The organism is Allosphingosinicella vermicomposti (genome assembly GCF_003012815.1).
GTDB classification, from domain to species: Bacteria; Pseudomonadota; Alphaproteobacteria; order Sphingomonadales; family Sphingomonadaceae; genus Allosphingosinicella; species Allosphingosinicella vermicomposti.
This window is the reverse complement of sequence record NZ_PXYJ01000004.1, coordinates 37,643-62,133: the sequence shown is the minus strand read 5'-3', so window position 1 is coordinate 62,133 and position 24,491 is coordinate 37,643. Positions and strand designations below refer to the sequence as shown.

The window sequence follows — 24,491 nt, the reverse complement described above, 5'->3', positions numbered from 1 at the left end:
TTTGTCCTTTGGTTTTTTTTACAGAGAGGTGGCGCACTTGGCGGCTTTGCGGGCATCCGGCAGGCGCTGCTTCAACCAATCGCGCATGTTGGGATAGACGTCGGCGAGCTCGTCATAAACCTTGCAGGCTTCGGCTGGCTTCTTGAGCGTGGCGAGCGCCTGTCCCAGAAAATACAGGCTGTCGGCGGCGCGATCGCCCTTCGGATTGGTCTGGTAGTTGGAAAGGAACACCTTGGCCGCCGTCGCGGGCTTGCCGTCGTCGAGATAGGCGCGGCCGAGCAGGTTCTGGCCATAGCTTGTCCGGGCATGTTTGGGATATTTCTTCACCATCGCTTCAAGCGCCGTCTGCGCTTGGGCAAATTTACCTTCATTCCAATAGCGATAGCCGACAAGATAAGCTTCCTCGCCCGGATCGGCGTTCGGCGTCGCAGCAGAGGCGGACGGCGATTGCGGCTGGGCTGCTGGCCCCTCGGTCGCGGGCGTCGGCTCAGGTGCGGGCGGCGGCGCGGCGAGGCGCGCCTCGATATCGGCCTTGTAGCGATTGAAGGCATCTTCGAGCTGGCGGACCCGATTGTTGCTTTCTTCAACCTGCCCGGTCAGCGTGGCGAGCTGCCCCTCCATCGCATCCACGCGGGCGGTGAGATCGGACATGGCGGAGGTTGCGGGTACGCCGGGCAGCGCCTGATCCTGCGGCGCGACGATTTCCGGCTGGATGACATTGCCGTTCGGGAAAACCTTGGTCTGAACCGCCCGCAGGTCGCGCTCAAGCCGGTCGACACGGCGGCCGAGATCGGACTGGGCGGAAGCAGGCACGGATATGCCCGCCATCAGGACGGCGATAAGGACTGGAAAACGCATGAAACGACCCCGCGAAAAACTGACGTGCGCCCTCGTATATCATGCGCGAATGCTGTCGCCAGCCTGAAGCGTTCGATTTGCGCGCGGGTAAACTACAACACCCCTCGGTTCACCCGCACATAATGCAACACAGAGCCGAACGGGCGGGATGAATGGGCGTCGCGTTTCGGCGACCGCTGACGAATGATCGAGGCTTTAAAGTCCGTTTGGCCCTGCAGCCGGAACAGCCGGATTGGCACCTTGTCCCGCCGGATCGGTCGCTGCGGGCGGAGTGTCGCGCGCAATGAGATCGGCTGCGAGCAGGCTCACGTCCGAAATCGTCCGCTCCGGCTCTCCGAGCGGCGGAACCTCGGTGCCGCCGATCGTGACCTTCACGGCCTGGGGCTTTCCGGTCAGGATTTGCGGGCGTGTCGCGGTGGCGGGCACCTCATAGGTCTGGCCAGGCTGCATCGTCGCTTCATAAAGACGCGCGCCCCCTGCTTCATAAACGCGGAGCCACACTTCTTCCGTCGCGGTGAGAACAACCGGTCCGCTCGGCTGCGCGGACTGGGTTGGGGCTGCTTGCACCGGCGCCTGAACATTTTGTTCGGCGGGCACAGCGGTTTCGACGCCGGAAAGCTGGCTTTCATCGACCCCGGTGCCGTCAATCGCGCCCGACCGCCAGATGAGATAGGCGGCGACGAGAATGATGGCGACGACCGCGAGGATCAGGGCCAGGGATTTTGGCGGCACCCGCGCTGGATCGGCGGGCTCGTAATGAACCGCGGCAGCCGGCTCGGTCCGGGTCGCGCCCAATTCTTCGCGGAGCTCTGCGCCGATAGCATTGCCATCAAGGCCCACGGCATTGGCATAGGTTCGCGCAAATCCAACGCTATAGGTGATGGCGGGAAGCGCGTCCCATGATCCCTGTTCGATATGTTCGAGATGACGAATCGGAATACGGGTTTGTGCGGCAAGATCGTCGAGACTGATCCCCTTGGCCTCGCGCGCCGCCTTCAGCCGGTCGCCAATGGGATTGACCGATCCCGCGACTTCTTCCGTTTCCACCATCGATAAAATGCCCCTTTTCGCCCGCTAAAGGCGTAAATCATGACATAGCAGCGAAGCAAGCTTGTCAACCGGCGCACGGCCTGAAACGCGAATTTCGCGAGAACAAAACGTCAACTTGGATAATTAACCCAGAATAACGCCCTGCTGTTCCGCCAATGCGGTCAATTCCGCGCGCATGTCGGCGGGCGGCGCATCGAGCAGGGTATTCACGGCAGGTGCCAAAACGGACAAATCCGTGGACCGGATCATCGCCTTGATCTGCCCTACCGCAATCGGCGTGATCGACAGGCGGCGCAGGCCAAGGCCGATCAGTGCCATGGCCTCGAGCGGCCGCCCGCCCATTTCGCCGCAAATGCCGACGGGCACGCCGTGGCTGTTCGCCATGCGCACGACGCGGCGCAGGAAGCGAAGGATGGCGGGGCTCAACCAGTCGTAACGTTCGGCGAGCTTGGGATGCGCGCGGTCGGCGGCAAACAGGAATTGGGTGAGATCGTTCGTGCCGATCGACAGGAAATCGAGCTTGGGCAAAAGCAGGTCGAGCGTTTCGGCAAGCGCGGGCACCTCCAGCATGGCGCCATAGCGGATCGCGCGGGGAAGCGGCTTCTTGCGCTCGGCAAGCCATTGGCGCTGACCCTCGACAAGATTGCGGGCTTCGTCAAATTCCCACGGTTCCGACACCATCGGGAACATGACATTGAGCTCGCGGCCCGCCGATGCTTCGAGGAGCGCGCGGGCCTGCGCTTTCATCAGGCCGTCGCGGTCAAGGGCGAGGCGGAGCGCGCGCCAGCCCATGGCGGGATTTTCCTCATCCTCATGATCCTCGACCTTGAGGTAGGGCAGGGCCTTGTCGCCGCCGATGTCAATGGTGCGGAAGATGACGGGCCGGTCGCCCGCCGCGTCGATCACCGATTTGTAGAGGCGCTGCTGGCTCTCGCGGCGCGGCAGGGTCGCCGAGACGAGGAACTGGAATTCGGTGCGGAAAAGGCCGATGCCGTCCGCGCCGGTGACATCGAGCGCGGCGACATCGTCGCGAAGGCCCGCATTCACCATGACCGAGACGCGCGTTCCGTCTTTCGTTACCGGCGGAAGGTCGCGAAGGGCCGCATATTCGGCGCGACGCCTCTGACCGGCGAGCAACTTCGCTTCGAACGCATCGTCGAGCGCGGTGCTCGGGCGGACGAAAGCGGCGCCCTCGCCCGTGTCGAGCAGAATCTCGTCGCCCTCGGAAATCGCCTGGCGGATGTTGCGGACGCGGCCCAGCATCGGCACGCCCATGGCGCGCGCGACGATAGTGACATGGGCAGTGAGCGACCCTTCCTCCAGAATCACGCCCTTCAGGCGGCGTTTGTCATATTCGAGCAATTCGGCTGGGCCGAGATTGCGGGCGATGAGGATGGCGTCCTGCTGCAGGCCCATTTGCGCCGCCGTGCCGAGGCGCCCGGATACGATACGCAGGAGGCGGTTCGCCAGGTCGTCTAGATCGTGCATCCGCTCTGCAAGCAAAGGATCGTCGATTTCGCGCATGCGCATGCGGGTGCGTTGCTGGACCCGTTCGATCGCGGCTTCGGCGGTCAGGCCGCTGTCGATCGCCTCATTGATGCGCCGCGACCAGCCTTCGTCATAGGCGAACATCTTGTAGGTTTCGAGGATCTCCTGATGCTCGCCCGCCGTGCCGAATTCGGCTTGGGACGTCATCTGGTCGATCTGCTCGCGCATCTTGCGGAAAGCGGAATAGACACGCTGGCGCTCGGCTTCCGTATCCTCGGCGACTGTATGCTCAATCAGGATGCGGGGCTGGTGGAAGACGGCGGTGCCGCGCGCCATGCCGGAAACGAGCTTCAGGCCCTGAAGGCGGATCGCGCCGGAATCCCTGGCTTTGTCCGCCGCCGTCGTCGCGCGGTCGGCAAGCCCCGCATTGGCGATCAGCTCGGACAGCACCATCGCGACGGTTTGCAGCGCTTCGATCTCGACATCGTCATAAGCGCGGCTTTCGGCATGCTGGACGGCGAGGACGCCGATCGCCCGCTCGCGCCGTACGATGGGAACGCCCGCGAAGCTGTGAAACACTTCCTCGCCGGTTTCGGGCCGGTAGGCGAATTCGGGATGGCGCGTTGCCTCGTCCAGGTTGAGGATTGCGACATCTTCGGCGATCGTGCCGACCAGGCCCTCACCCAAGGCAAGCTTGGTGACGTGAACCGCGTCCTGCTTCAAGCCGACCGTGGCGTATAGTTCCAGCACCCCGTCGCGAAGCAGATAGATGGAGCAGACCTCGCTCCGCATCGCTTCGGCGATAATCTTCACCACCTTGTTCAGCTTCGCCTGTGCCGCGGCCTTGGAGGCCATCACTTCATGAAGGCCGGTCAGGATTTCGCGGGCGGAGGAGGCGGAGGAGGTGGGCATGCAGGATCCGCTAACAGAAAAGCCGGTGGCGTTCCACGGGCATTCGGGCCGGGTTGGATGCGGCTCAGACAGGGTTTCGTCGATCCTATTGCAGGCTCGTCGACTTTTTCAACAGAGCCTTAGCGGAGAGGCCTAGGCGAAAGATCTTAACGTCGAGCGGAATTCTATTATGCGTCTTTTTTCCACCCTCATGCTCAGCCTAGCCGTCCTGTTCGGCGCTGGCTGCTCGGAGCCGAGCCAGGCTCAGTCGGTCGAGCGCTTCGTCGTCAAGGGGCGCGTCGTCGATGAAAACGGCAAGCCCATGGCGGGCGTCGAAATCGTCGCCGATAATGAATGGCTTTCCGCGTCCTACGTCACGGGCCGCACCGGTCCCGACGGCCGCTATCGCATCCAGCTGCCCCGCGCGCATGCCAGCTACAGCGTCAGTGCCACCGCCAAGGTGAAGGTCGGCGGTCAGGTGACCGAAATGGATCTGGCGCCGGAAAATCCGGACTCCTTCGCTTCGAACGACGGCGCTGTCCGGAACTTCTCCCTTAAGCTGAGCGGCCAGAGGGCCGATGGAACTCATTACGGCGGTAACGTCCTCGTTTTCCAGCCTTGGGATTCGATGCTTGAGGAAACCGACATTCAGCTCACGCTTCAGCCTGTAAGCGGCGGCGCGTCGTTGACCAAGCAGGTGACGCGGACTCCTGACGGCCCGGCGGTCAAGGGCGTGCCGCTCAATACCTACCGGATTACGGCGTCGATCAATGGCAGGCCGCTCAAAATCCGGCGGCGTGACGAGGGCAATTTCGGCGCCTCGGTAACGGCTGGCTTCAAGGAAATCCTGACGGGGCTTCACGAACTCCAGATCGAAGTACGCTAAAAGAGGAAGGGCGGCCCTCAACCGGGAGCCGCCCTTCTTTGTAGGCGTAGACCGTTGGCAACTTCGCGTTGCTTAGCCGCGAAGGCAGCGTCCCGGCCTAGCCTCGTCAATGCGCGTCCAAAAAATCAGGCCCGTTGCAGTCCCCAGCCGCCGACCGGCTCCGTCGGCACGCTGCTGTCGAAACCGGCGATCAGTGGGCGTCCCTTCGCGATTGCGGCCTGAACGGCGGGTAGTGAAAGGGAAGCCTTGTGGCTTCCCGCGTCGTCCCACACTTCGGTGACCCAGACCGCGTCCGGATCAGTGGGATCGCGGGCGACGATATAGGAAAGGCAGCCGGGCATTTCTCCGGTGCCCTCCAACAGAATGGCAATAAGGGCGTCCCGTTGGCCGGGCGTTGCGCGCATCTTCCCGATAAAACCGTACATGGCTGTCCTTTCTCCGGCCACGGCCGGAAAGGCGGGAACGAGGCTTGCCGCCGCCAACCCGGCGAGGAGGGTGCGGCGTTCAAATCGCGTATCCGGCCTGTCTGGGCCCATCATCGGCTGGCCTTTCACGGGCGATGCTAGGCGGCGATCGATCGCCGTTCAAGCGCCTGCGCGGCTTCCTCCATCAGTGTCGCGATGATATCGGCGACAGGCCGTTCATCCTTCACCATGCCGACCGATTGACCGGCCATGATGGAGCCGCTTTCGACATCGCCGTCGATCACCGCGCGGCGGAGGGCACCTGCCCAATAATGTTCAATCTGAAGCTGGGCTTCGGCCATTTCGATCTCGCCGGTGTCGAGGCGGTTGGCGACTTCGCGCTGCTTTGCGGCGAAGGCTTCGGTTTCCTTGTTCTTCAAGGCTCGGACCGGGATGACCGGCAGGCGCGGATCGATCTGCACGCTCGTCACCGCGTCGCGGGCCGAAGCGCGGATGAACGCCTTCTTGAAATTGGGATGGGCGATGCACTCGGTCGCGCAGACAAAGCGGGTGCCGAGCTGCACGCCCGCCGCGCCCATTTCGAGATAACCGGCCATCGCTTCGCCGCGTCCGATGCCGCCTGCAACGAAAACCGGAATGTCGGCCGCGACTTCGGGCAGGATTTCCTGGGCAAGGACGGAGGTCGAAACCGGGCCGATATGGCCGCCCGCTTCCATGCCCTCGATGACCAGTGCATCAACGCCGGAGCGCACCAACTTCTTGGCAAGCGCGAGGGCAGGGGCGAAGCAGATCACCTTGGCGCCCGTCGCCTTGATCTTCTCCATCGCACCGCCCGGCGGCAGGCCGCCCGCGAGGACGACATGGCCGACCCCATGCTTGCCGCACACGTCGATCAGCTCGGAAAGCTGCGGGTGCATCGTGATGAGGTTGACGCCGAAGGGCTTGTCCGTGCGCTTCTTCGTTTCCGCGATCTCGGTGTCGAGAAGTTCAGGCGTCATGGCGCCGCATGCGATCACGCCGAAGCCGCCCGCATTGGAGATGGCGGACACGAGGTTCCTTTCGGATACCCAGCTCATCGCGCCGCCCATGATGGCCACCTCGGCGCCAAGGAAATCGGCGCCGCGCTGCATGAGTTCGGCGAGTTTCGAATAGCCCTCCCCCTCGATGGGGGAGGGTGGGGTGGGGGTGGTGTTCGTCATAGGGCGGTGTCCTTCATCGGCATCACCCCTCCCCAACCCCTCCCCATCGAGGGGAGGGGCTTAGAAGGGCTCACGCCGCGGTTCCAGTGTCGTCGAGGCCGTAGGCGGTGTGGAGCACGCGCACGGCAAGTTCGGTATAATCTTCGGGAATCAGGACGGAGACCTTGATCTCCGACGTCGTGATGGCGAGGATGTTGATACCACGGTCGGCCAGCGCCTTGAACATTTGGGCGGCGATACCGGCGTTGGATCGCATGCCGACACCCACCGCGCTCACCTTGACGACGTCCAGGTCGGTCAAGATTTCGCCAAACGCCACCTCGCCCCGCACCTTTTCCAGCACGTCCGTTGAGTGGGCGAGGGACGCGGTAGGGACCGTGAAGGTAAGGTCGCTCGGCTCGCCAGCGCGGGGCACCGACTGCACGATCATGTCGACGTTGATATTCGCATCAGCCAATGCCGCGAAGATCGTGGCGACCGCGCCCGGCCGGTCCGGCAGTCCGGTGAGGGTCACGCGCGCCTCATTCTTGTCATAGGCGATGCCCGTGATGAGCTGACGTTCCATCTGATAGTCCTCGATCTGGTCGTCGCCGACGACCATGGTTCCGGGCTTGTCCTCGAACGAAGACAGCACGCGCAATGCCACGCCCTCGCGCATCGCAAGGCCGACGGAGCGGGTCTGCAGCACCTTCGCGCCGACGCTGGCAAGCTCAAGCATTTCTTCAAAAGTGATCGCGGCGAGCTTCTTGGCGCGCGGCACGATGCGCGGATCGGTCGTGTAGACGCCGTCTACGTCGGTATAAATGTCGCAGCGATCCGCCTTGATCGCGGCCGCCAATGCCACTGCGGAGGTGTCGGAACCGCCCCGGCCAAGCGTCGAAACACTGCCGTCCGCCGCCACGCCCTGGAAACCCGGTATGACGGCGATGCCGCCCTTGCCGAACACACCTTCCAAAATGTCCGCATCGATGGCGTCGATCAAAGCCGCGCTGTGGGCGGGCGTTGTCCGGATCGGCAGCTGCCAGCCCATATATGAGCGCGCATTCACGCCCATACCCTGAAGCGTGATGGCAAGGAGGCCGCTCGTCACCTGCTCGCCGGACGCCACCACCACGTCATATTCGCGCGGATCGTAGAGGGAGGAGGCTTCGCGGCAGAATTGCACGAGGCGATCGGTCTCGCCCGCCATGGCGGAAACGACGACAGCCACCTGATTGCCCGCATCCGCTTCCCGCTTCACGAGGGCGGCAACATGGCGGATGCGCTCGATGCCCGCCATCGAAGTGCCGCCGAATTTCATGACGATACGGGCCATGTGCCTCGCGAAAAATGAAGGCCGAAAAGCCTTGGGAAAAGATGCGCCGTCCTGATAGAGTCGGCCCATGGCGAACGCAAGCGAACCCTCGACGATCGACCCAAAGGAAGCGGCGCATTTCGGGAAGATGGCGGCGGACTGGTGGGATCCGAAAGGATCCTCGGCGATGCTTCACAAGCTCAATCCCGTGCGCCTCAAATATATACGCGAACAGATCGACCATCATTTCCAGACGGATGAGACGAGCCGCACGCCGCTAGCCGGCAAGCGCGCCGCGGACGTCGGCTGCGGCGCCGGCCTGCTCGCCGAGCCGCTCCGTCGGCTTGGCGCGGACGTGACGGCGGTTGATGCCGCCCCCGAAAATATCGCGGCGGCGCGGCTTCATGCGCAGGGACAAGGGCTGGAAATCGACTATCGCGTCGGATCGGCCGACACGCTCGATGGCCTATACGATCTCGTCACCTCGCTCGAAGTCATCGAGCATGTGGCCGATGTGCGCGGCTTTGTCGGCGGTCTCGCGGACCATCTCGCGCCGGGCGGGCTGCTGATCCTGTCGACCCCGAACCGCACGCCGCAGTCGCGCCTGATGATGATCACCTTGGCCGAGGGGCTCGGGCAAATTCCCAAGGGCACGCACGACTGGAACAAGTTCCTGACGCCTGAGGAGCTATGCGCGATCGTCCGGGATGCGGGACTGGACGTGGTCGATGTGGAAGGGCTGTCCTTCTCTCCCACGCGCGGCTTCGTGCTTTCGGAGAATACGTCCCTCGATTATTTCATCGCGGCAAGGAAGGCCTGACGATTGGGCAGGACGGGTCGACTAACCCGCCGATACCCGCTCGATATCCGCACCCACGCCCTGAAGCTTCTCTTCCAGCCGCTCATAACCGCGGTCGAGGTGGTAGATGCGGGACACAACCGTCTCGCCCTCGGCAGCAAGACCGGCAAGGATCAGGCTCATCGACGCGCGCAGATCCGTCGCCATCACTTCCGCGCCGTTGAGCTTTTGCACGCCGCGCACCACGGCGGCGCGGCCGCGTACGTCGATATCCGCGCCCATGCGGATCAACTCCGGCACATGCATGTAGCGATTCTCGAAAATCGTTTCGGTCAGCAGGCTGGTGCCGTTGGCGAGCGCCAGCATCGACATGAATTGCGCTTGCATGTCGGTCGGGAAACCGGGGAAGGGCGCGGTGGACAGGGTGAGCGGCTTGATCTCCTCACCCGCGCTCACCTTGATGCCCCCCTTCACGTCCTCGACGACAACGCCCGCTTCGGTCAGCGCCTCGAGGATCGCGGTCATCGTTTCCTTGCGCGCGCCGACGAGTTCGATCGACCCGCCGGTAATCGCGGCGGCGCAGGCATAGCTTCCCGCCTCGATCCGGTCGGGCATCACGGAATATGTCGCGCCGTGGAGGCGATCGACACCTTCAATCGTCAGCGTATCGGTGCGCAGGCCGCTGATCTTCGCGCCCATGGCGATCAGGCACATGGCAAGATCGGTGATTTCCGGCTCGCGCGCGGCATTTTCGATCACCGTCGTGCCCTTGGCGAGCACGGCGGCCATCAATGCATTTTCGGTGGCGCCGACGGAAACGACGGGAAAGTTGATATGGCCTCCGCGAAGGCCGCCCGACGGTGCTTTCGCTTTCACATAACCAGCGGCGAGTTCGATCTCCGCGCCGAGCGCCTCGAGGGCTTTCAAGTGAAGATCGATCGGCCGGTTGCCGATTGCGCAGCCGCCCGGCAGCGACACTGTCGCTTCGCCTGCCCGGGCCATCAACGGGCCCAGGACGAGGATGGAGGCCCGCATCTTGCGGACAATGTCGTAAGGCGCGACGGTCGATGCGATGTTGGACGCGCGCAGCGTCATCACCCGCCCGAATTCGTCGCGCTTCGACCCCTCGATCATCGTCGATGCGCCGAGCTGGTTCATCAAATGGCCAAAGCCGTCGACGTCCGCGAGGCGCGGCAGGTTGCGCAATGTTAATGGTTCATCGGTTAAAAGCGCGCATGGAAGGAGAGTGAGCGCGGCGTTCTTCGCGCCCGAAATTGCGATCTTGCCTTCGAGGCGGCGGCCGCCCTTGATGATGATTTTGTCCATGGCGCCGGTCTTAGTGCTTTGCGGCGCGGGCGCAAGCGGGCGAACGGTGAAATGCCGTCTCCTGCAACGTCTTGATTTCGATTAGGGCGCGTTACGAATTTGCATCCTAATGAGCCGCTCAGGAGTGGGCTTAAAAATGGGGTATAAGCGTTGGGCAGTTGCCTTGCGGAACGTCTGTCGCACTATCTGGAGCTGACAGAAAACGAACACGCCGCCCTCGACGGGATTGAGGCGCAGCAGCGTCATTGCAAGCGGGGAACGATCCTTCGCCGCGAGCAGGATCGCGCCCGCGAGCTGTTCGTCGTCCGGTCGGGCTGGCTGCAAAGCCATGTCGTGTTGGGCGATGGTAGCCGCCAGATCATGCGATTCTTCTTTCCCGGGGATATTATCGGCCTGTCGAGCCTTGCGCTTGACCACTCTCCCGAAACGATCGTCACGGTCAGCGATGCGTCCGTCGCGGCGTTCAATCGCGAGAAGCTGTGCGACATCTTCGAAAATCACCCGCGTCTCGCCGCGTTGATTTTCACCGTTACGATGGCGGAAAGGGTGTCGATTTCGGACAGGCTGGCCTCGATCGGCCGCACGTCCGCACGGGCCCGCGTGGCGTCAATCCTTTGCGAGATTTTCGCTCGGAACCGCGTGATGCTGAAAGGCGAGCTGAGCGAGCTTCAGCTGCCGCTGACGCAGGAGGATCTTGGCGACGCCACCGGCCTCACCGCCGTCCACGTCAACCGTATGATGCGCGGCCTGATGGATGACGGCCTGATTGCACGGAGCGGCAACAAAGTTCGCCTGGTCGATGAAAAACGCCTGGCATCGGAGGCCAATTTTATCGATCGCTACGCGACGATCGACACCAGCTGGTTACCGCCCGCGCGCTGATCCGCGCTCAATTTAGGCTTTTTCCAGCGTGCATTGCAGCGGATGCTGGTTCTGACGGGCGAAATCGATCACCTGCGCGACCTTGGTTTCCGCGACTTCATAGCTGAACACGCCGCACACCCCGACGCCGCGCTGATGAACTTGTAGCATGACGCGGGTTGCATCGTCGATGTCCATGCGGAAGAAACGCTGCAGGACGAGGACGACGAATTCCATGGGCGTATAATCGTCGTTCAGCATCAGAACTTTGTAAGGGGAGGGCGTCTTGGTCCGCGTGCGCGTCCGGGTCGCGACGCCAAGACCGGTGCCCTCGTCCGGATCACGCGGATCGCCCGCCGCCATCGCGATCTGATGCTTCTGCCCAATCATCGTCATGCCCCAAATATGCTATTCACACGTGCCTCGGCAAGATGTCCGCCATCCCGCGACCGATAACGGCACACCGCACAACGCACGAAAATGGCGGCCGCTCCGCTCTGGAGGGCCGCCATTTTCCATTCTATCTATACCGCACTCTATTCCCAATACCGCTAGCCCTGAGCTTGTCGAAGGGCGTGTGGAGGGTGCGATGCACGCGGGCTTCGACAAGCTCAGCCCTAGCGGTGTTTGATGCGGGCAGGATCAGGTGTTCGCCAGACCCTTCACCCGCTCGGCGGCAACCGAATAGCGGCTGGTGATCGGCTCGGCGACCTCGCCAGCCAGCTTCACCATGGTTTCGCTCGCCTTGGCGCTTTCCGCGACGAAGCTGTCAAAGGCATTCTTCGCATATTCGCTTTGCAGGCGGAAGAAATCGGCCGGGGTTTTGGCTTCCGAAAGGCCGCGCAGCGTTGCCGAAGCTTCCTCGAACCGCTTGCGGCCATATTCGGCGGCGTCCTGGCCCAGGGTTTCGGCACCCTTGGCCGCAACCTTTGACGAAGCGACCAGCGCCTCGACATTGCCGCGCGCGATGTCGGCCAGTTCCTCGACGACCTTGGCGGTCTTGTCGGCGGCAACCTTGGCGCGTTCGTTCACGTCACCGAAGAAAGCCTGGGTCTTCTGGGCAGCGTCCTGAACCGTCTGGGTCGCTTCGATCGTCATTTCGTCTTTCCCTTCATTGCTCTTGCGGGCCCGCGCGGCACCAGCCGCCGCCGCTCCGGCCGCGGCTGCAACTGCCGTGGCCACGAGGGCGGGCTTAGCCCGCGTCTTCGCCCTGGATTTCGTATCAGCCATGTAAAGCCTCACTATGCTGCACTGCACAATAATGCCTCATGGTATCGATTTCAAGGGAAATGCTGCAGTGCAATATTAGGGTTGCTGTTTGACGAACGTCTTGTCGTTCCAAGACAGGGATTGGGTTGCGGGATCAAATAGAACCACCGCACGCTTTTCAGCCGGATTGTAGATCCCGGCGAAAACATTTTCGGCAGCTGGCACCAGGCGCATCGAATAAGCGCCAAGTTCTGCGACCAGGGTCTCACCCTCCGCCCGCAGCATCATGTCGCCCAGGGCAGGGCTGCGATAGCGTCCGGCGTAGCGCGCCAGCATATCCGGGTCGGGCTTCCATGCCCAGCCTTGCCATTTTGCATCGGCCACATCTTTCTCTTCCCGCGAGGCGCGGTTCTTGGCCTGCTCTTTGACCTGGGCGGCATAATCGGCCGCGAAGGCGACCGGATCGGGCGCGTAGGCAGGATCCGAAAGGGCTCGGATAAAGGCGTCGTGCAGCTTTCCACTAAGAGCTCCAGTCATGCTGTCGCTATTGGTCAGGAGCGCGAGCCCTACCCCTTCTTCAGGTGCGATCATCATGACCGATCGGAACCCCGTATAGCCGCCGCCATGGGTCAGATATGTGATGCCGTGCGCCGTGCATCGCGACCAGCCAAGCGCGTAGCCGTCGCAGCGTTCGCCTTCGCTGATATTGGGGGCGTGAGAAGTAACGTTATGGGCGGATCGATAGGACGGGCGCGGCAGCCCTTTCTCTTCGAGATGGGCTTGGAGCCAGCGCGCCATATCTTTCGGCGACGTGACGAGCCCGCCGGCGGCATGCATGAGGGGATCACGCTTCATGGAAAGCGCCTGCCAGCCCGTGACCGTCCATTGGTGCGCGGCTGTCACGACCGGAAAATCGCTGCCGCGCGGGGAGGTATGGCGCAGACCCAACGGCTTGAAGATCGTTTCGCCGAGCCAATCCCTCCAGTGGCGGCCGGTCTCTTTTTCCAGGATCGCTCCGTAAATCAGATAACCGAGGTTGCTGTAAGAGAAGCCCGGTTTGCGGAGGGTCGAATGGCTCGCGAGAAGCGCGGGATAATCCGCCGCCGCGACCTCATCGGCATATGCAGTCCGAAAGCTGAGCGGCGAATTTTCAAACAGGAGATGGTGGGTAAGGAGGTTGCGGAGCGTGATCGCCCGCAAATCCGTTCCGGGAATGCGCAGGTCGGGCCAATGATCCGCGACGGTACTATCGAGCTTCAAAACGCCTTTTCGATCGAGTTCGGCGGCGAGCAGGCCCATATAGGCCTTCGTCATCGACGCGATGTAAAAGGGCGTATCGCCATCGACCTTGGCGCCGCTGCGAACGTCGGCGACGCCATCGACAAGGACGACGGGCGGGGCGTCCTTCCGTACCGCGATGAAGGCGAGGGCGGGGGGCGCCCCCGGCACCGAGCGTGCCGCCTCGACAAGCGGGCGCACGCGGTCGACGGCGCGGTCGAAGTCCTCGCGATCGTCCGCCACCGATGGCGTGGCGGCGAGGGCGATGGGGAGCAACAAGAAACCAAAACGCATCTGCGGAGATCCATTCGTCTGGAAAACCGCATTTGCTAGAGTGGCAGGGATGCGGTGTCTTGAACCAATGTAACCCTAGCCCAGAAGGTTGCGGAGCGCCGCTGGGTTTAAGCCGGTTTGCTTCCTCAGAGCCCTGGTCATGTGGCTTTGGTCGGCGAAGCCCGCCGCTGCGGCGGCGTCGGCCAGTCCTTCCCGCGCAAGGAGATGGCTTAGCCCGCGCGCCGCCATGCAACGCTGACGATAGAGGCTTGGCGCCACGCCGAACTGGCGCTGGAAAGCACGCGAGAGATGAACCCGATGGACCCCCGCATCCGCCGCAAGCTCGCCAAGGCAGGCGCCCTCCGGCGCGTCAGCGATCCGCTCGCGAGCACGCTGGAGCCAGGCAGGAACGGCTCGCCCGGATCGGTGGCTCTGCCCGTCGTGGGAGAGGACGTCCCAAAACATATCTTCGCGGCTTCCCGCGCCATCCCGCAATGCGGTTCGGATCAAACCCAGCAAGGATTGCGGCAATGCCCGCCAGTGGCAAGGCTCGCCCCGATTGAAGAGGTCCGGGGCGCCACCCTCGGCAAAATCGAACGCCAGCATCAGCGCGCCATTCTTCCCGAAGGCCGCGGCGTGGCGGATGCCCGCTGGCTTGATCCCGCTCGCCGGAACCGACACGTCTGCTTCTCGCTGCCCAACGACCTCTAGCGTGTCGCCGAGCAGCAGGAAGGAAATCTGTGCCCGTTTGTGCTCGTGCTCGGCATGCCGCACGTTTGGCGCATAATGAACGAGGCGCGCCGTAAAGGCCGCTGTCTCACATAACGTCCGGTCCCGCCCCTCTTGCTTCATCACGGCGTTCGCACATAGGTGCCGGGGGCGTCTTCCAGCGCTTTCAACTTGCCCTCGCCGGGGATGCGCGCCGTGGCGGCGGCAATTTTCTTTCCGGACCGCTCGGCGATCCATCCGAGCCAATCGGGCCACCAGCTGCCTTTGGTTTCCGTGGCGCCCGCGATGAAATCATCGAGCGTCTGCACTGCCGCTTCGTTCGTCCAATATTGATATTTCTGCGCTTCGGGCGGGTTCACGACGCCTGCGATATGGCCGGAGCCTGCAAGGACGAAACGCAGCGGGCCCTCGAAGTGGTGCGTGATCTTCCACACGCTTTTCGCCGGGGCGATATGATCCTCGCGGCCTGCCTGGACATAGGTGGGGGTCTTCACCTGATTAAGGTCGATCGGCACGCCCGCGACATTCAGCGCGCCGGGCTGGACGAGTTTATTGTCGCGATAAAGGTCGCGCAAATAGGCCTGATGCCATTTGGCGGGCAGGTTCGTCGTGTCGCCATTCCAGTGGAGCAGGTCGAAGGGCGGATAATCCTCGCCCTTCAAATAATTGGCGGTGACGTAATTCCAAACGAGGTCGCGCCCGCGCAGCATGTTGAAGGTCGCCGCCATATAGCGCCCGTCCATCACGCCCTTCTCCGCCGACAAGGTCTCGATCAGCCCCAATTGCTCGTCCGTGACGAACAGGGAAAGGTCGCCCGCATCGGCGAAATCGACCTGGGCGGTGAAGAAGGTGGCGCTCGCGACCTTCTCAGCCTCGCCCTTCGCCTCGAGCCAGGCGAGCGTGGCGGCGAGGGTCGTCCCCGCGACGCAATAGCCGATCGTATGGACGCTCGGCACGCCAAGCAGGTCGCGGATCGTGTCGATCGCGTCGACCTGCCCGTGGATCACATAATCGTCCATCGTGACGCCGGCGAGGCTCTCGTCCGCCGACTTCCACGATACGACGAAGACGGTGAGACCTCGCTCGACAGCCCAGCGGATGAAGCTTTTCTGCGGATTGAGGTCGAGGATGTAAAAGCGGTTGATCCACGGCGGGAAGATGACGAGCGGCGTTTCGAACACCGTCTCGGTCGCCGGACTATATTGGATGAGCTCGTAAAGCGGGGTGCGCTTCACCACCCTGCCCGGCGTTACCGCGATGTTGCGGCCGAGCTCGAACGCGCCCTCGGCCGTGTGGGTCAGCTGCCCCTTTTCAATGTCGCGCAGCATGTGGGCGAGGCCGGAGAGGAGGCTCTCGCCCTTCGTTTCCATCGCCCGCTCCAGCACTTCCGGATTGGTCATCGGAAAATTGGACGGGCTCATCGCGTCGAGAAAGGCCCGGGTCGCGAAACGGAGCTGCTCCTTCTGTCGCCCGTCCAGGCCCTCAGCCGCATCCACGCTACCGAGCATATGGTCGCAAATGAGGAGGTAGCTCTGTCGCAAGAGGTCGAACATCGGATGCGCCTTCCACTGCGCGGCGGCAAAGCGCCGGTCGCGGTCGGCCCGTTCCTCGATCCGCTGCCGCTCCGCGCTCGATCCCGAGAGCATCTTCTCCCAGAGCGTCAGGCCCTCGGTCCACAAAGCCACCTGTGCCTTGGCGAGCTTGGCGGGATCGGCAAGCGCCCCCGCATCGGGCCAGAGCGCTTCAAGGCCGGGGAAGAGACCAACATGCTCCTGCATCTGACCCACCTGCCGCGCGGCGAAATCGAGCATCATCTCCTGCCCGCGCGCCATGAGCTGCGTCCATTGCTGGATGTCCTCGGGGGAGGGGGTTGGGGGCAGGCTGCGTTCGTCCTTATCCTTGACCATCACCCCTCCACCGCTAGTCCTGAGCCTGTCGAAGGACGATCCGCGTGGCTCTGTGCCAGCCGGGAAACCCGGTCCCAATCACCCGAGATCAACGCATCCTTCTTCGCCCGGCTCCATCCCTTGATGCGCCGTTCCGCTTCCTTGGCTTCAATGCGGGTAAAGAAAGTTTCGCTCCACACCCGCTGAACGGGTCGGCGCTTGTAGGTATAACCCATGACCTCGCCGGACTGATGCTGCGCAACCCGCCGCTCAAGTTCGTCCGTGCTACCGACATAATAATGTCCATCCGCACAACGCAGCATGTAAGCCCAAAACGCCATTCCCCATCCTAGCCGCTAGCCCTGAGCTTGTCGAAGGGCGCGTGAAGGATGCGATGCCCACGCCCTTCGACAAGCTCAGCCCTAGCGGTGGTGGTGAGCGGGCACAGTCGGAGCAACCCAAACCCGCTAGTCCTGAGCTTGTCGAAGGACGATCCGGCACGCGCGATGATGACGATCCAAACATGCTCTTTACACCCCCTCCGAAAAGCTCAGGGCTAGCGGTTTGGGAGGAGATCGAACAAGATGCCCCCATGAACGATGATTTCTACCGCATCCGCCGCCTGCCGCCCTATGTCTTCGCCGAAGTGAATGCGATGAAGGCCGCAGCGCGGGCGCGGGGGGAAGATATCGTCGACCTCGGCATGGGCAATCCGGACGGCGCGCCGCCGCCCCATGTGGTGGATAAACTCGCCGAAGTCGCCCGCAATCCCCGCGCGCATGGCTATTCGGCTTCCAAAGGCATAGCCGGCCTCCGCAAGGCGCAGGCTGCCTATTACGAGCGCCGCTTCGGCGTCAGCATCGATCCGGACAGCGAGGTCGTGGTGACTCTCGGCTCCAAGGAGGGTCTCGCCAATCTCGCTCAAGGCATCACCGCGCCCGGAGATGTGGTACTGGCCCCCAACCCATCCTATCCGATCCACCAATTCGGCTTCATCATCGCGGGCGCCGCGATCCGCTCTATCCCCGCCGCACCCGGTCCGGACTTCTTCACCCGCCTCGAATTCGCGATCCGCTATACGGTGCCCAAGCCCACCGTGCTGGTGATCGGCTATCCGTCAAACCCGACGGCCTATGTGGCGGACCTCGCCTTTTACGAGCAGGTCGTCGCCTTCGCCCGCGCCCACGGCCTGTGGGTGATCAGTGACCTTGCTTATGCCGAAATCTATTTTGGAGACACGCCCACCCCCTCCATCCTGCAAGTGCCGGATGCGAAGGACGTCGCGATCGAATTCACCTCGCTCTCCAAAACCTATTCGATGGCGGGCTGGCGGATCGGCTTCGCGGTCGGCAACAAGACGCTGATCAACGCGCTCACCCGCGTTAAATCCTACCTCGATTACGGCGCCTTCACGCCCGTTCAGGCGGCCGCCACCGCAGCGCTCAATGGCCCGCAGGACATTATCGCCGCCAACCGCGCCCTCTATAAATCGCGCCGCGACTGCCTGGTACAGAGCTTTGGCCGCGCGGGCTGGGACATTCCGCCGCCGGAAGCCAGCATGTTCGCCTGGGTGCCGATCCCGGAGCCGTTCCGCCATTTGGGCTCCGTCGAATTCGCCAAAAGGCTGCTCACCGAAGCCGGGGTCGCAGTCGCCCCCGGCGCGGGCTTTGGCGAAGAGGGGGAGGGCCATGTCCGCATCGCGCTGGTCGAAAACGAACAGCGCATCCGGCAGGCCGCGCGCGGCGTGAAGAAATTTCTGGATCGCGGCTGAAAGTAACAAAAGGGGAGGGGACATGATGAAGACATGGATTGCGGGGATGCTGGCGCTCGCCTGCGCGGGCACACTTCACGCACAGCCGCGCGTCGCGCAGGTCGATGCCGTCCTCAACAAGATGGTCGATGATGGCCAGCTCGCCGGTGTCGCGACCGAAATCTGGAAGGACGGCGCGCTCGTCGGTCGTTCGGCTTACGGCAAGCGCGATCTCAAAAGCGGCGCGCCGATGACGGACGACACGATCGTCCGCGCGTATTCGATGACGAAGCCGGTGACGGCCGTCGCGATGATGATCCTGCACGAACAGGGTAAATGGAAGCCCGAGGATCCGGTCGCGAAATATCTGCCCGAACTTGCGAACCTGAAAGTCTATAAGGGCCTCGACGCAAACGGTCAGCCAATCCTCGCTACGCCCGCCAGCCAGCCAACAATGGCTCAGCTCATGTCCCATATGGCCGGTTTCCAATATGATATGGGCCGCGGCGGCATCGACGATCTCTACCGCGCGGCCGATCTCTGGACTGCGAAGGATAATCGCGATTTCGTCGCCCGCGTCGCGAGCCTGCCGCTCCGCTACGATCCCGGCACAGGGTGGGAATATAGCATCGCGATGGACCTCCAGGGCGCGATTATCGAGCGCCTGTCGGGCATGAAGCTGCGCGACTTCATGAAGCGTCACATCTTCGATCCGCTCGGCATGGGCGACACGGATTTCTACGTGCCGCAGGAAAAGTTCGCCCGCCTCGCCACCGTCTATGAGTGGAAGGACGGAAAACCGGCCGAAGTGACGAGCCACCTCCTCGGCAACGATCCCACCGCGATGCCCGGCTTCGCCTCGGGCGGCGGCGGCCTCTACAGCACGGCAGGCGACTATGCCCGCTTCGCCCGCATGCTCCTCGGCAAAGGCGCGCTCGACGGCAAGCGCGTCATCAGCGAGGAAGCCGCGGCCGCGATCATGTCGCCCAAGCTCCCGCCCGAAATTCTGAAAGGCAGCTACGGGATCGGCCTCCAGCAGATGCGGCCGGGCTACGAATATGGCTATAACGGGGTGGTCGTCACCGATCCGCAGGCAGCGAAGGTCGCGCTTGGGCATGGCTCCTACCTTTGGGACGGCCTCGCCAGCACCTGGTTTTGGGTCGATCCGGAGCACCAGATCGTGTTCGTCGGCATGGTCCAGCGCGTCGCCGCCGAAGGCGGTCCACCCCTCCAACCCGCCTCGCAAGCGGCGGTAAAGACAGCCTTCTTTCCCGATAAGCTTCTCCCATAACCCACCCCGCTAGGGCTGAGCTTGTCGAAGCCCGTGTGCATCATACCCTTCACACGCCCTTCGACAGGCTCAGGGTTAGCGGTAATGGGTTTATTGATTGAGAGTGCGGAGCAGATACATACGCAATCGGCTCGCGCTTTCCGGAGTCAGTGGCGACAGGATTCCGCGCGCGGCCTCGGATATGTGGGCGGTAACATTCTCATCGGCCCCGAACACATAATGGTCGAACATGTCGCGCCAGTGCCGCCTCTCATCTTCCGGCAGATCGCGGATCGCCAGGATGGCGTGGTGCAGCGCATTTTGAGGCTGGCCGAGCCAGCGGGGCGTGTCCCGCCACCAATAATTGACAAGCACGTTGAAGGGATCGAGCCCCTCCACATGGTGCCACCAGCTCGACGGAATATGAAGCGCGTCGCCGGGTTCCAGCTCCGCAACAAGCGCGTGATCCAGCGCCTGCCTGAACCGGGGAAAACGATCGAAATCGGGCGCATGGATATCGGCCATGCTGACCGCGCGGCCGGCGGGCGTATTGTCGAGTGGGCCGAGGTAAAGGTTCGCGAACTGATCGGGCGGGAACAAGGTGAAACGCCGCCGCCCTACCGCAACGCAAGCGAGATTGTCGGGAAAGTCGTTATGCGCCGCAATCCGCGTCGGTGTCCCCATCCAGATGCTGGCGAGGGGGGATCGATCGCCGAGATTGACTTGGTTGGCCTCGTGCAGGCCCACGAAATAGTCCTTCATGTCGATCGATGACAGGTAGATCGTGCGCGCGTCCGCCCGCCCTTCTTGGCCGTCGATCTCCGCAAAAATGTCGGGGAGCTTCGCCTGCGCGCTGCGGAAGTTCATCCGCATCGTCTCATCATAAAAAATCCTGCCCTCGTTCGCCGCGTCGCCCGTCGCAACGGTGAACGGACGGTCGCGGTGATGGCGGAGCAGATAGTCGCGGGCCGCCTTGGCCGATTGCCGGCCCGCCGCGACAAGCGGCCAATCGGACACAAGGCCGCGCACAATGAAAGGCCCCTCGGCAGCATATAGCTGGGTGCCTAGCGCCCCCGCGTCTGCAACGTCGATTTCCGGCACGCGGGCAAGTGCGCCGACGGGGTCGTCTCCCTCAGCCATGGCGCAGTCGGCGGTTCTTCCGGGCAACCAGCGCGCCGATATTGGACAGGGACGCCAGCGCCATGAAGATCGGCATCAGATGTCCATCGGCGTGGAGCTCGCCGAGGATCGCGGCATCCAGGGCCTGCACCTTCTCCTCGTCAATCACGTGGAAACCGACGAGGCTTTTGACCGAGCCATCCACCAACGGAAATTCAAGCAGGAACGGTTCCAGCAGATCGTAGCGGCGCAGCGCGGCGAAGAAATCGGCCGATGCCTGATAGCCCGCATCCAGCGCGCCGAGCTTTTCGGCGATAGCGTTGAGGTAAGGCGTTGGGCTGCCATCTTCCTCAAATACACGGACCCCGTCGGACGAAATGCGCGGGCTGCCCATGTCGACATGAACCTGCCGTGCCCCGCCCGGAGCGGCGGGATGGCCGATCAGGAAGGGTTGCACGTCCATGGCGAGCGGGCGGTAGCGCGCGTGCCAACCGCCTTCCTCGACAAACAAATTCTCGCCATTTTCAAAGCCGAACATGGCAAGCGCGCTGAAGCTCTCGCGGTCGGCGCTGAGGCGGAAGAGGATCGGATATTCATTCTGCACCTGCCGGAATTCGTCCGGCATGGTGAGGCAGCACATCACTCCATCGCCCAGATCGGCGCCGCGATCGGGGCGGACGCGCAGATCGCGATGGTCTTCAGATGTAAGGATAGCGTGATCGGACATAGATTATCGGCAGTTCCATCTGTCGCGGCGTCCGCCGCTCTCGCGTTCTGACTGCCGCCCCGAAACGGAAAAAGCCATCCCTTTTGACGGGGATGGCTTTCCTTATGCCGATGCGGCAGCGTCCGGATCAGAAGTTGAAGCGGACACCTGCTGCGTAGCGTGCATCGCCCTGCGTCGCGAACACCACATTGTGTTCCGAGCGACGATGGCCGCGCCGGTCATCGCCCAGAATGTTGATGCCTTCGACAAAGCCGGTGAGGCCCGGAAGGAACTCATAGCTCGCGCTCAGGTCGATCTGGCCGTAGCTCTGAACGTAGAGCGGGTTCGGGCCCGAGCTCGCCAGGAACTTGTCGCGCCAGTTGTAGGCGACACGCGCCTGGATGCCGTTCTTATCGTAGAAGGCGACGGCATTGGCGCTGTCGCTGAGACCGGTCAGCGCGAATTGCGTGACGGTCGCCGGCTGCGTGTTGTCATAAGTCGCGTCGCCATCCACCTTCGTGTAGTTCAGGATGACGCCGAAGCCGGTTTCCCAGAAGGTGTGCTGGAGCGCGACTTCCCAGCCATAGAGTTTGGCGGTCTGATCGTTGTTAACCGGCGTCGAAACCTGGAAGTTGACCAGATCGTCTTCCGGCTGCGACAGGATTTCGCCACGGATGTTGCCGTTCGCGTTGAGAGCGAACGTGCCATCCGAGTTGTAAACCGGCCGCGTCGTGCTGGTGTAGTTGATGAAGATATAGTCGCGAAGCTCGCCAGCCGTCGCCGTTGCGCCGAGCGCCGCGACTGCCGCGCGGTAACGCGGGCCGGAGGCGGGGTTGCGCAGGTCGAAGGCTGGACCATCAACGCGCGACTGGCCGATGAAATTCTCGACGCTCTTGTGGAAATAGCCGACCGAAACGTAGCTGTCCGGCTGGTAATAATATTCCGCCGACAGATCGATATTCTTCGACTTGTACGGAAGCAGACCCGGATTGCCGCGGCTGCCGCCGCCAAATTCGCGACCGAACTGCTGGTTGATCGTCAGGCCGCCCTGAAGGCTGCCATAATCCGCACGGGTGATCGTGTGGCTATAGGATGCGCGCAGCTTCAGATTTTCCATCGGTTCGATGTCGAAATCGATCGACGGCAACCAGTGGGAATATTCGCCCTTGAAGGTCGTGAAGTCGCTTTCACCCGAATAGGTCAGGACGATTTCGCCGTCCGCAACCCAGCGCGTCCCGTTCGGGATCGGCACGAGCGCGGAGGATTTGATCGACGTATTTTCATAACGCAGACCCGCGATCACATTGGCCGGACGCGTGAAGGCGTCGAACTGGCCGTTGACCTGAACATAAGGCGCGAGCGTCTTTTCCGTGATCCGGCGATCGACGGTGTAGGGCGCAAGGCAATCGCCGTCGCCGCCGCACGTATTGTAGAGGCCACCGAGAAGGTCGACCATGCGTTCGAAATCGAAGCTCAGCAACGCCGGGATCATGTCCGGATTGCCCGCGCCGCCCATACCCTTGAACTTGTCGGGCAGGGTGACGACCGAGAAGATATCGTCCGGAATGTCGGACGGCGGCCCGGCGCCACCCCAGGTGTCCTGCTGGATGAAGCCATAAGCCGAACGCACGCTGCTTTCGATATAGGACGCGCCGAAATCGATGCTGCTGAGGAACGAGCCCTCATGATCGTAGCGACCCTTCAGCTGGATCTGGTCGATATCGTTCTTGAAATAAGCATTGCGGAACGAATTGCCGGTCGGCGTGACGAGGCTCGCGTCCAATGCATCGACACCCGGCGCGGTCGTGTAGGACAGCACCGGCAGATAGTCCCGCGTGTCGAACGATTTCGACAGGATGTTGAAGACCGCAGTGCCGATATGGGTGCTCGTGCCGTACTTGTTGGTCGGCTTCGATTCCGCGCTCGAATTGTGGTAGTCGAGCGCCATCGTGACGCCGCCCGGTGCTTCCCAGGTAAGGTTCGCGCCCAGCGACTTGTTTTCGGTTTGGTTGGCGGTCAGCGACCCGCCATAGGAGAGGTCGGACCCGCCCGCGATCAGTTCCGAATAGAAAAGCGGACCAGCAACCGGGCCGTCTGTCCATTCGCTGACGGTCACAGCGTTGTTGAACCACATGCCGACCGAGCTGGAGCGCGATTCCACGCGGTTGCGCGAATAGGTGTAATCGAGGGTCGCCGTCAGCGAGTCGATCAGTTCGGCCTGGAAAACGGCCTGACCGTTGATGCGCTCGCGGTCGATGTCGTTAACCGAATAGGCCGCATTTTGCGGGATTTCGTAAACGTCGTCCGGACCGGGCGCATTGGTGACCACCGCGCCTTCATTGGTCAGCGGCGCCGTGCCGCCGAAACGGCCGTCGAGCCAATCGATCTGCGCGTTGTTCACACTCGCCTTGCGGCGCTGGTAGGAGCCCGAAATGGCAACGCCGATACGGTCGTCCGCGAAGGTGTTGCTGACGATGCCGGAAATTTCCGGCGTGATCGGATTACCTTCGTTGCGCGACGTGTCGTACACGCCTTTAACCGCGACGCTGCCCTTCAGGCCCGCATTGTCGAGCGGGCGCGGCGTGCGGATGTTGATCGTTGAGCCGATGCCGCCGGAGGCGACGGAGGCGCGGCCGGTCTTGTAGACCTCAACCGCCGAAATGCCTTCTGAGGCAAGGTTGCCGAAGTCGAACGAGCGCGAGGACGGCGGGCTCATGCCGTCGCCCAGCGATGCGGTCGGCATCTGGCGGCCGTTCAAAGTAACGAGGTTGAATTCCGGGCCGAAGCCGCGAACGGTGACGGTCGAACCTTCGCCGTTCGAACGGTCGATCGACACGCCGGTGATGCGCTGAAGCGATTCAGCAAGGTTGGTGTCGGGGAATTTGCCGATATCTTCGGCGGAAATCGCGTCGACAACGCCCTGTGCGTCGCGCTTGATGTCCACCGCTTCGCGCAGCGAGGCGCGGATGCCAGTGACGACGATGTCTTCGCTGTCATCAGCGCCGGGCGCGGTTTCCTGGATCTCGGAATCGCCGGGCTGGCCGACGGTGGCGGCAGCGTCCTGCGCCATGGCCGGAGCGGCGATGGCGAGCGTCGAGACACCGAAAATAATATGCGAAAGCGAGCGAGCCGCAAAGCTGCGCATCATGCACCTCCCCTGTATCGCGCGGCTGATCCGCGCTTGTTGAGAACGC

General features: G+C 62.8%; 21 protein-coding genes. 5 read left to right on the top strand and 16 right to left on the bottom strand.

Going from position 1 to position 24,491, the window contains the following annotated elements; all coding sequences use genetic code 11:
* Nucleotides 1-18 precede the first annotated feature (18 nt).
* The 3 genes from C7I56_RS11460 to ptsP form a co-directional block, all read right to left on the bottom strand.
* Nucleotides 19-858 carry a tetratricopeptide repeat protein gene (locus C7I56_RS11460; RefSeq protein ID WP_106640769.1) on the bottom strand — a complete coding sequence of 280 codons (840 nt, stop codon included), beginning with the start codon at nt 856-858 and terminating at the stop codon, nt 19-21.
* A 195-nt stretch (nt 859-1,053) separates the two neighbouring features.
* Entirely contained in the window at nt 1,054-1,908 is an 855-nt protein-coding gene (locus C7I56_RS11455) for a helix-turn-helix domain-containing protein (protein ID WP_106640768.1), read from the bottom strand.
* A gap of 123 nt (nt 1,909-2,031) precedes the next feature.
* Entirely contained in the window at nt 2,032-4,308 is a 2,277-nt protein-coding gene (ptsP, locus tag C7I56_RS11450; RefSeq protein WP_106640767.1) for a phosphoenolpyruvate--protein phosphotransferase, read from the bottom strand.
* A 169-nt stretch (nt 4,309-4,477) separates the two neighbouring features.
* On the opposite strand from ptsP, the gene C7I56_RS11445 reads away from it, so the two are divergent.
* Nucleotides 4,478-5,173, top strand: a complete 696-nt coding sequence (locus C7I56_RS11445) for a carboxypeptidase regulatory-like domain-containing protein (protein ID WP_106640766.1) — start codon at nt 4,478-4,480, stop codon at nt 5,171-5,173.
* 125 nt (nt 5,174-5,298) lie between these two features.
* Here the strand turns inward: C7I56_RS11445 and C7I56_RS11440 are convergent, their stop codons facing one another.
* The 3 genes from C7I56_RS11440 to C7I56_RS11430 all read right to left on the bottom strand — a co-directional run bounded on the left by C7I56_RS11440 (nt 5,299) and on the right by C7I56_RS11430 (nt 8,112).
* Nucleotides 5,299-5,712, bottom strand: coding sequence for a putative quinol monooxygenase (locus tag C7I56_RS11440; RefSeq protein WP_245409702.1), 414 nt, complete (start codon nt 5,710-5,712; stop codon nt 5,299-5,301).
* 23 nt (nt 5,713-5,735) lie between these two features.
* A complete protein-coding gene (locus tag C7I56_RS11435) occupies nt 5,736-6,797 on the bottom strand; it encodes a nitronate monooxygenase (protein WP_106640764.1) in 1,062 nt (353 codons plus the stop codon).
* 70 nt (nt 6,798-6,867) lie between these two features.
* Nucleotides 6,868-8,112, bottom strand: coding sequence for an aspartate kinase (locus tag C7I56_RS11430; RefSeq protein WP_106640897.1), 1,245 nt, complete (start codon nt 8,110-8,112; stop codon nt 6,868-6,870).
* A gap of 67 nt (nt 8,113-8,179) precedes the next feature.
* Here C7I56_RS11430 and ubiG point away from each other — a divergent pair, with 67 nt between their 5' ends.
* Entirely contained in the window at nt 8,180-8,911 is a 732-nt protein-coding gene (ubiG, locus tag C7I56_RS11425) for a bifunctional 2-polyprenyl-6-hydroxyphenol methylase/3-demethylubiquinol 3-O-methyltransferase UbiG (protein WP_106640763.1), read from the top strand.
* A 21-nt stretch (nt 8,912-8,932) separates the two neighbouring features.
* Here the strand turns inward: ubiG and murA are convergent, their stop codons facing one another.
* On the bottom strand, nt 8,933-10,216 hold the full coding sequence (murA, locus tag C7I56_RS11420) for a UDP-N-acetylglucosamine 1-carboxyvinyltransferase (protein ID WP_106640762.1): 1,284 nt from the start codon (nt 10,214-10,216) through the stop codon (nt 8,933-8,935).
* Between the two features lie 150 nt (nt 10,217-10,366).
* Between murA and C7I56_RS11415 the strand changes: the two genes are divergently transcribed.
* On the top strand, nt 10,367-11,098 hold the full coding sequence (locus tag C7I56_RS11415; RefSeq protein WP_245409701.1) for a Crp/Fnr family transcriptional regulator: 732 nt from the start codon (nt 10,367-10,369) through the stop codon (nt 11,096-11,098).
* A 12-nt stretch (nt 11,099-11,110) separates the two neighbouring features.
* Here the strand turns inward: C7I56_RS11415 and clpS are convergent, their stop codons facing one another.
* From clpS to C7I56_RS11385, 6 genes are all read right to left on the bottom strand, one after another.
* Nucleotides 11,111-11,473: an ATP-dependent Clp protease adapter ClpS gene (clpS, locus tag C7I56_RS11410; protein WP_425352395.1), complete on the bottom strand. Its 363-nt coding sequence runs from the start codon at nt 11,471-11,473 to the stop codon at nt 11,111-11,113.
* A gap of 246 nt (nt 11,474-11,719) precedes the next feature.
* Nucleotides 11,720-12,307: a phasin family protein gene (locus C7I56_RS11405; RefSeq protein WP_106640761.1), complete on the bottom strand. Its 588-nt coding sequence runs from the start codon at nt 12,305-12,307 to the stop codon at nt 11,720-11,722.
* 75 nt (nt 12,308-12,382) lie between these two features.
* The gene (locus tag C7I56_RS11400) at nt 12,383-13,858 is read right to left on the bottom strand and encodes a serine hydrolase (RefSeq protein ID WP_106640760.1); all 1,476 of its coding nucleotides are present in this window, start codon (nt 13,856-13,858) and stop codon (nt 12,383-12,385) included.
* A 75-nt stretch (nt 13,859-13,933) separates the two neighbouring features.
* Nucleotides 13,934-14,689 (bottom strand): helix-turn-helix domain-containing protein, encoded by a 756-nt coding sequence (locus C7I56_RS11395; protein WP_245409710.1) that lies wholly within the window; start codon nt 14,687-14,689, stop codon nt 13,934-13,936.
* Nucleotides 14,689-16,473, bottom strand: a complete 1,785-nt coding sequence (locus C7I56_RS11390) for a PHA/PHB synthase family protein (protein ID WP_106640759.1) — start codon at nt 16,471-16,473, stop codon at nt 14,689-14,691. Before C7I56_RS11390 ends, C7I56_RS11395 begins: the two co-directional genes overlap by 1 nt.
* Nucleotides 16,473-16,793: a GIY-YIG nuclease family protein gene (locus C7I56_RS11385; RefSeq protein ID WP_106640758.1), complete on the bottom strand. Its 321-nt coding sequence runs from the start codon at nt 16,791-16,793 to the stop codon at nt 16,473-16,475. Before C7I56_RS11385 ends, C7I56_RS11390 begins: the two co-directional genes overlap by 1 nt.
* 251 nt (nt 16,794-17,044) lie before the next feature.
* Here C7I56_RS11385 and C7I56_RS11380 point away from each other — a divergent pair, with 251 nt between their 5' ends.
* Together C7I56_RS11380 and C7I56_RS11375 are read left to right on the top strand one after the other, a co-directional pair.
* Nucleotides 17,045-18,223, top strand: coding sequence for an LL-diaminopimelate aminotransferase (locus tag C7I56_RS11380; RefSeq protein ID WP_106640757.1), 1,179 nt, complete (start codon nt 17,045-17,047; stop codon nt 18,221-18,223).
* Between the two features lie 22 nt (nt 18,224-18,245).
* Nucleotides 18,246-19,493, top strand: coding sequence for a serine hydrolase domain-containing protein (locus C7I56_RS11375; protein ID WP_106640756.1), 1,248 nt, complete (start codon nt 18,246-18,248; stop codon nt 19,491-19,493).
* A 90-nt stretch (nt 19,494-19,583) separates the two neighbouring features.
* Here the strand turns inward: C7I56_RS11375 and C7I56_RS11370 are convergent, their stop codons facing one another.
* The 3 genes from C7I56_RS11370 to C7I56_RS11360 form a co-directional block, all read right to left on the bottom strand.
* Nucleotides 19,584-20,612, bottom strand: coding sequence for a cupin-like domain-containing protein (locus tag C7I56_RS11370; RefSeq protein WP_106640755.1), 1,029 nt, complete (start codon nt 20,610-20,612; stop codon nt 19,584-19,586).
* Nucleotides 20,605-21,318: a SapC family protein gene (locus tag C7I56_RS11365; RefSeq protein ID WP_106640754.1), complete on the bottom strand. Its 714-nt coding sequence runs from the start codon at nt 21,316-21,318 to the stop codon at nt 20,605-20,607. Before C7I56_RS11365 ends, C7I56_RS11370 begins: the two co-directional genes overlap by 8 nt.
* A gap of 127 nt (nt 21,319-21,445) precedes the next feature.
* Nucleotides 21,446-24,445 carry a TonB-dependent receptor gene (locus C7I56_RS11360; protein ID WP_342587710.1) on the bottom strand — a complete coding sequence of 1,000 codons (3,000 nt, stop codon included), beginning with the start codon at nt 24,443-24,445 and terminating at the stop codon, nt 21,446-21,448.
* Nucleotides 24,446-24,491 lie beyond the last annotated feature (46 nt).

Excerpts from the sequence above, each read along its gene's own strand:
- C7I56_RS11460 (WP_106640769.1), bottom strand. The coding sequence starts at position 858 with ATGCGTTTTCCAGTCCTTATCGCCGTCCTGATGGCGGGCATATCCGTG.
- C7I56_RS11455 (WP_106640768.1), bottom strand. The coding sequence starts at position 1,908 with ATGGTGGAAACGGAAGAAGTCGCGGGATCGGTCAATCCCATTGGCGAC.
- ptsP (WP_106640767.1), bottom strand. The coding sequence starts at position 4,308 with ATGCCCACCTCCTCCGCCTCCTCCGCCCGCGAAATCCTGACCGGCCTT.
- C7I56_RS11445 (WP_106640766.1), top strand. The coding sequence starts at position 4,478 with ATGCGTCTTTTTTCCACCCTCATGCTCAGCCTAGCCGTCCTGTTCGGC.
- C7I56_RS11440 (WP_245409702.1), bottom strand. The coding sequence starts at position 5,712 with ATGATGGGCCCAGACAGGCCGGATACGCGATTTGAACGCCGCACCCTC.
- C7I56_RS11435 (WP_106640764.1), bottom strand. The coding sequence starts at position 6,797 with ATGACGAACACCACCCCCACCCCACCCTCCCCCATCGAGGGGGAGGGC.
- C7I56_RS11430 (WP_106640897.1), bottom strand. The coding sequence starts at position 8,112 with ATGGCCCGTATCGTCATGAAATTCGGCGGCACTTCGATGGCGGGCATC.
- ubiG (WP_106640763.1), top strand. The coding sequence starts at position 8,180 with ATGGCGAACGCAAGCGAACCCTCGACGATCGACCCAAAGGAAGCGGCG.
- murA (WP_106640762.1), bottom strand. The coding sequence starts at position 10,216 with ATGGACAAAATCATCATCAAGGGCGGCCGCCGCCTCGAAGGCAAGATC.
- clpS (WP_425352395.1), bottom strand. The coding sequence starts at position 11,473 with ATGACGATGATTGGGCAGAAGCATCAGATCGCGATGGCGGCGGGCGAT.
- C7I56_RS11405 (WP_106640761.1), bottom strand. The coding sequence starts at position 12,307 with ATGGCTGATACGAAATCCAGGGCGAAGACGCGGGCTAAGCCCGCCCTC.
- C7I56_RS11400 (WP_106640760.1), bottom strand. The coding sequence starts at position 13,858 with ATGCGTTTTGGTTTCTTGTTGCTCCCCATCGCCCTCGCCGCCACGCCA.
- C7I56_RS11395 (WP_245409710.1), bottom strand. The coding sequence starts at position 14,689 with ATGAAGCAAGAGGGGCGGGACCGGACGTTATGTGAGACAGCGGCCTTT.
- C7I56_RS11390 (WP_106640759.1), bottom strand. The coding sequence starts at position 16,473 with ATGGTCAAGGATAAGGACGAACGCAGCCTGCCCCCAACCCCCTCCCCC.
- C7I56_RS11385 (WP_106640758.1), bottom strand. The coding sequence starts at position 16,793 with ATGGCGTTTTGGGCTTACATGCTGCGTTGTGCGGATGGACATTATTAT.
- C7I56_RS11380 (WP_106640757.1), top strand. The coding sequence starts at position 17,045 with ATGAACGATGATTTCTACCGCATCCGCCGCCTGCCGCCCTATGTCTTC.
- C7I56_RS11375 (WP_106640756.1), top strand. The coding sequence starts at position 18,246 with ATGATGAAGACATGGATTGCGGGGATGCTGGCGCTCGCCTGCGCGGGC.
- C7I56_RS11370 (WP_106640755.1), bottom strand. The coding sequence starts at position 20,612 with ATGGCTGAGGGAGACGACCCCGTCGGCGCACTTGCCCGCGTGCCGGAA.
- C7I56_RS11365 (WP_106640754.1), bottom strand. The coding sequence starts at position 21,318 with ATGTCCGATCACGCTATCCTTACATCTGAAGACCATCGCGATCTGCGC.
- C7I56_RS11360 (WP_342587710.1), bottom strand. The coding sequence starts at position 24,445 with ATGATGCGCAGCTTTGCGGCTCGCTCGCTTTCGCATATTATTTTCGGT.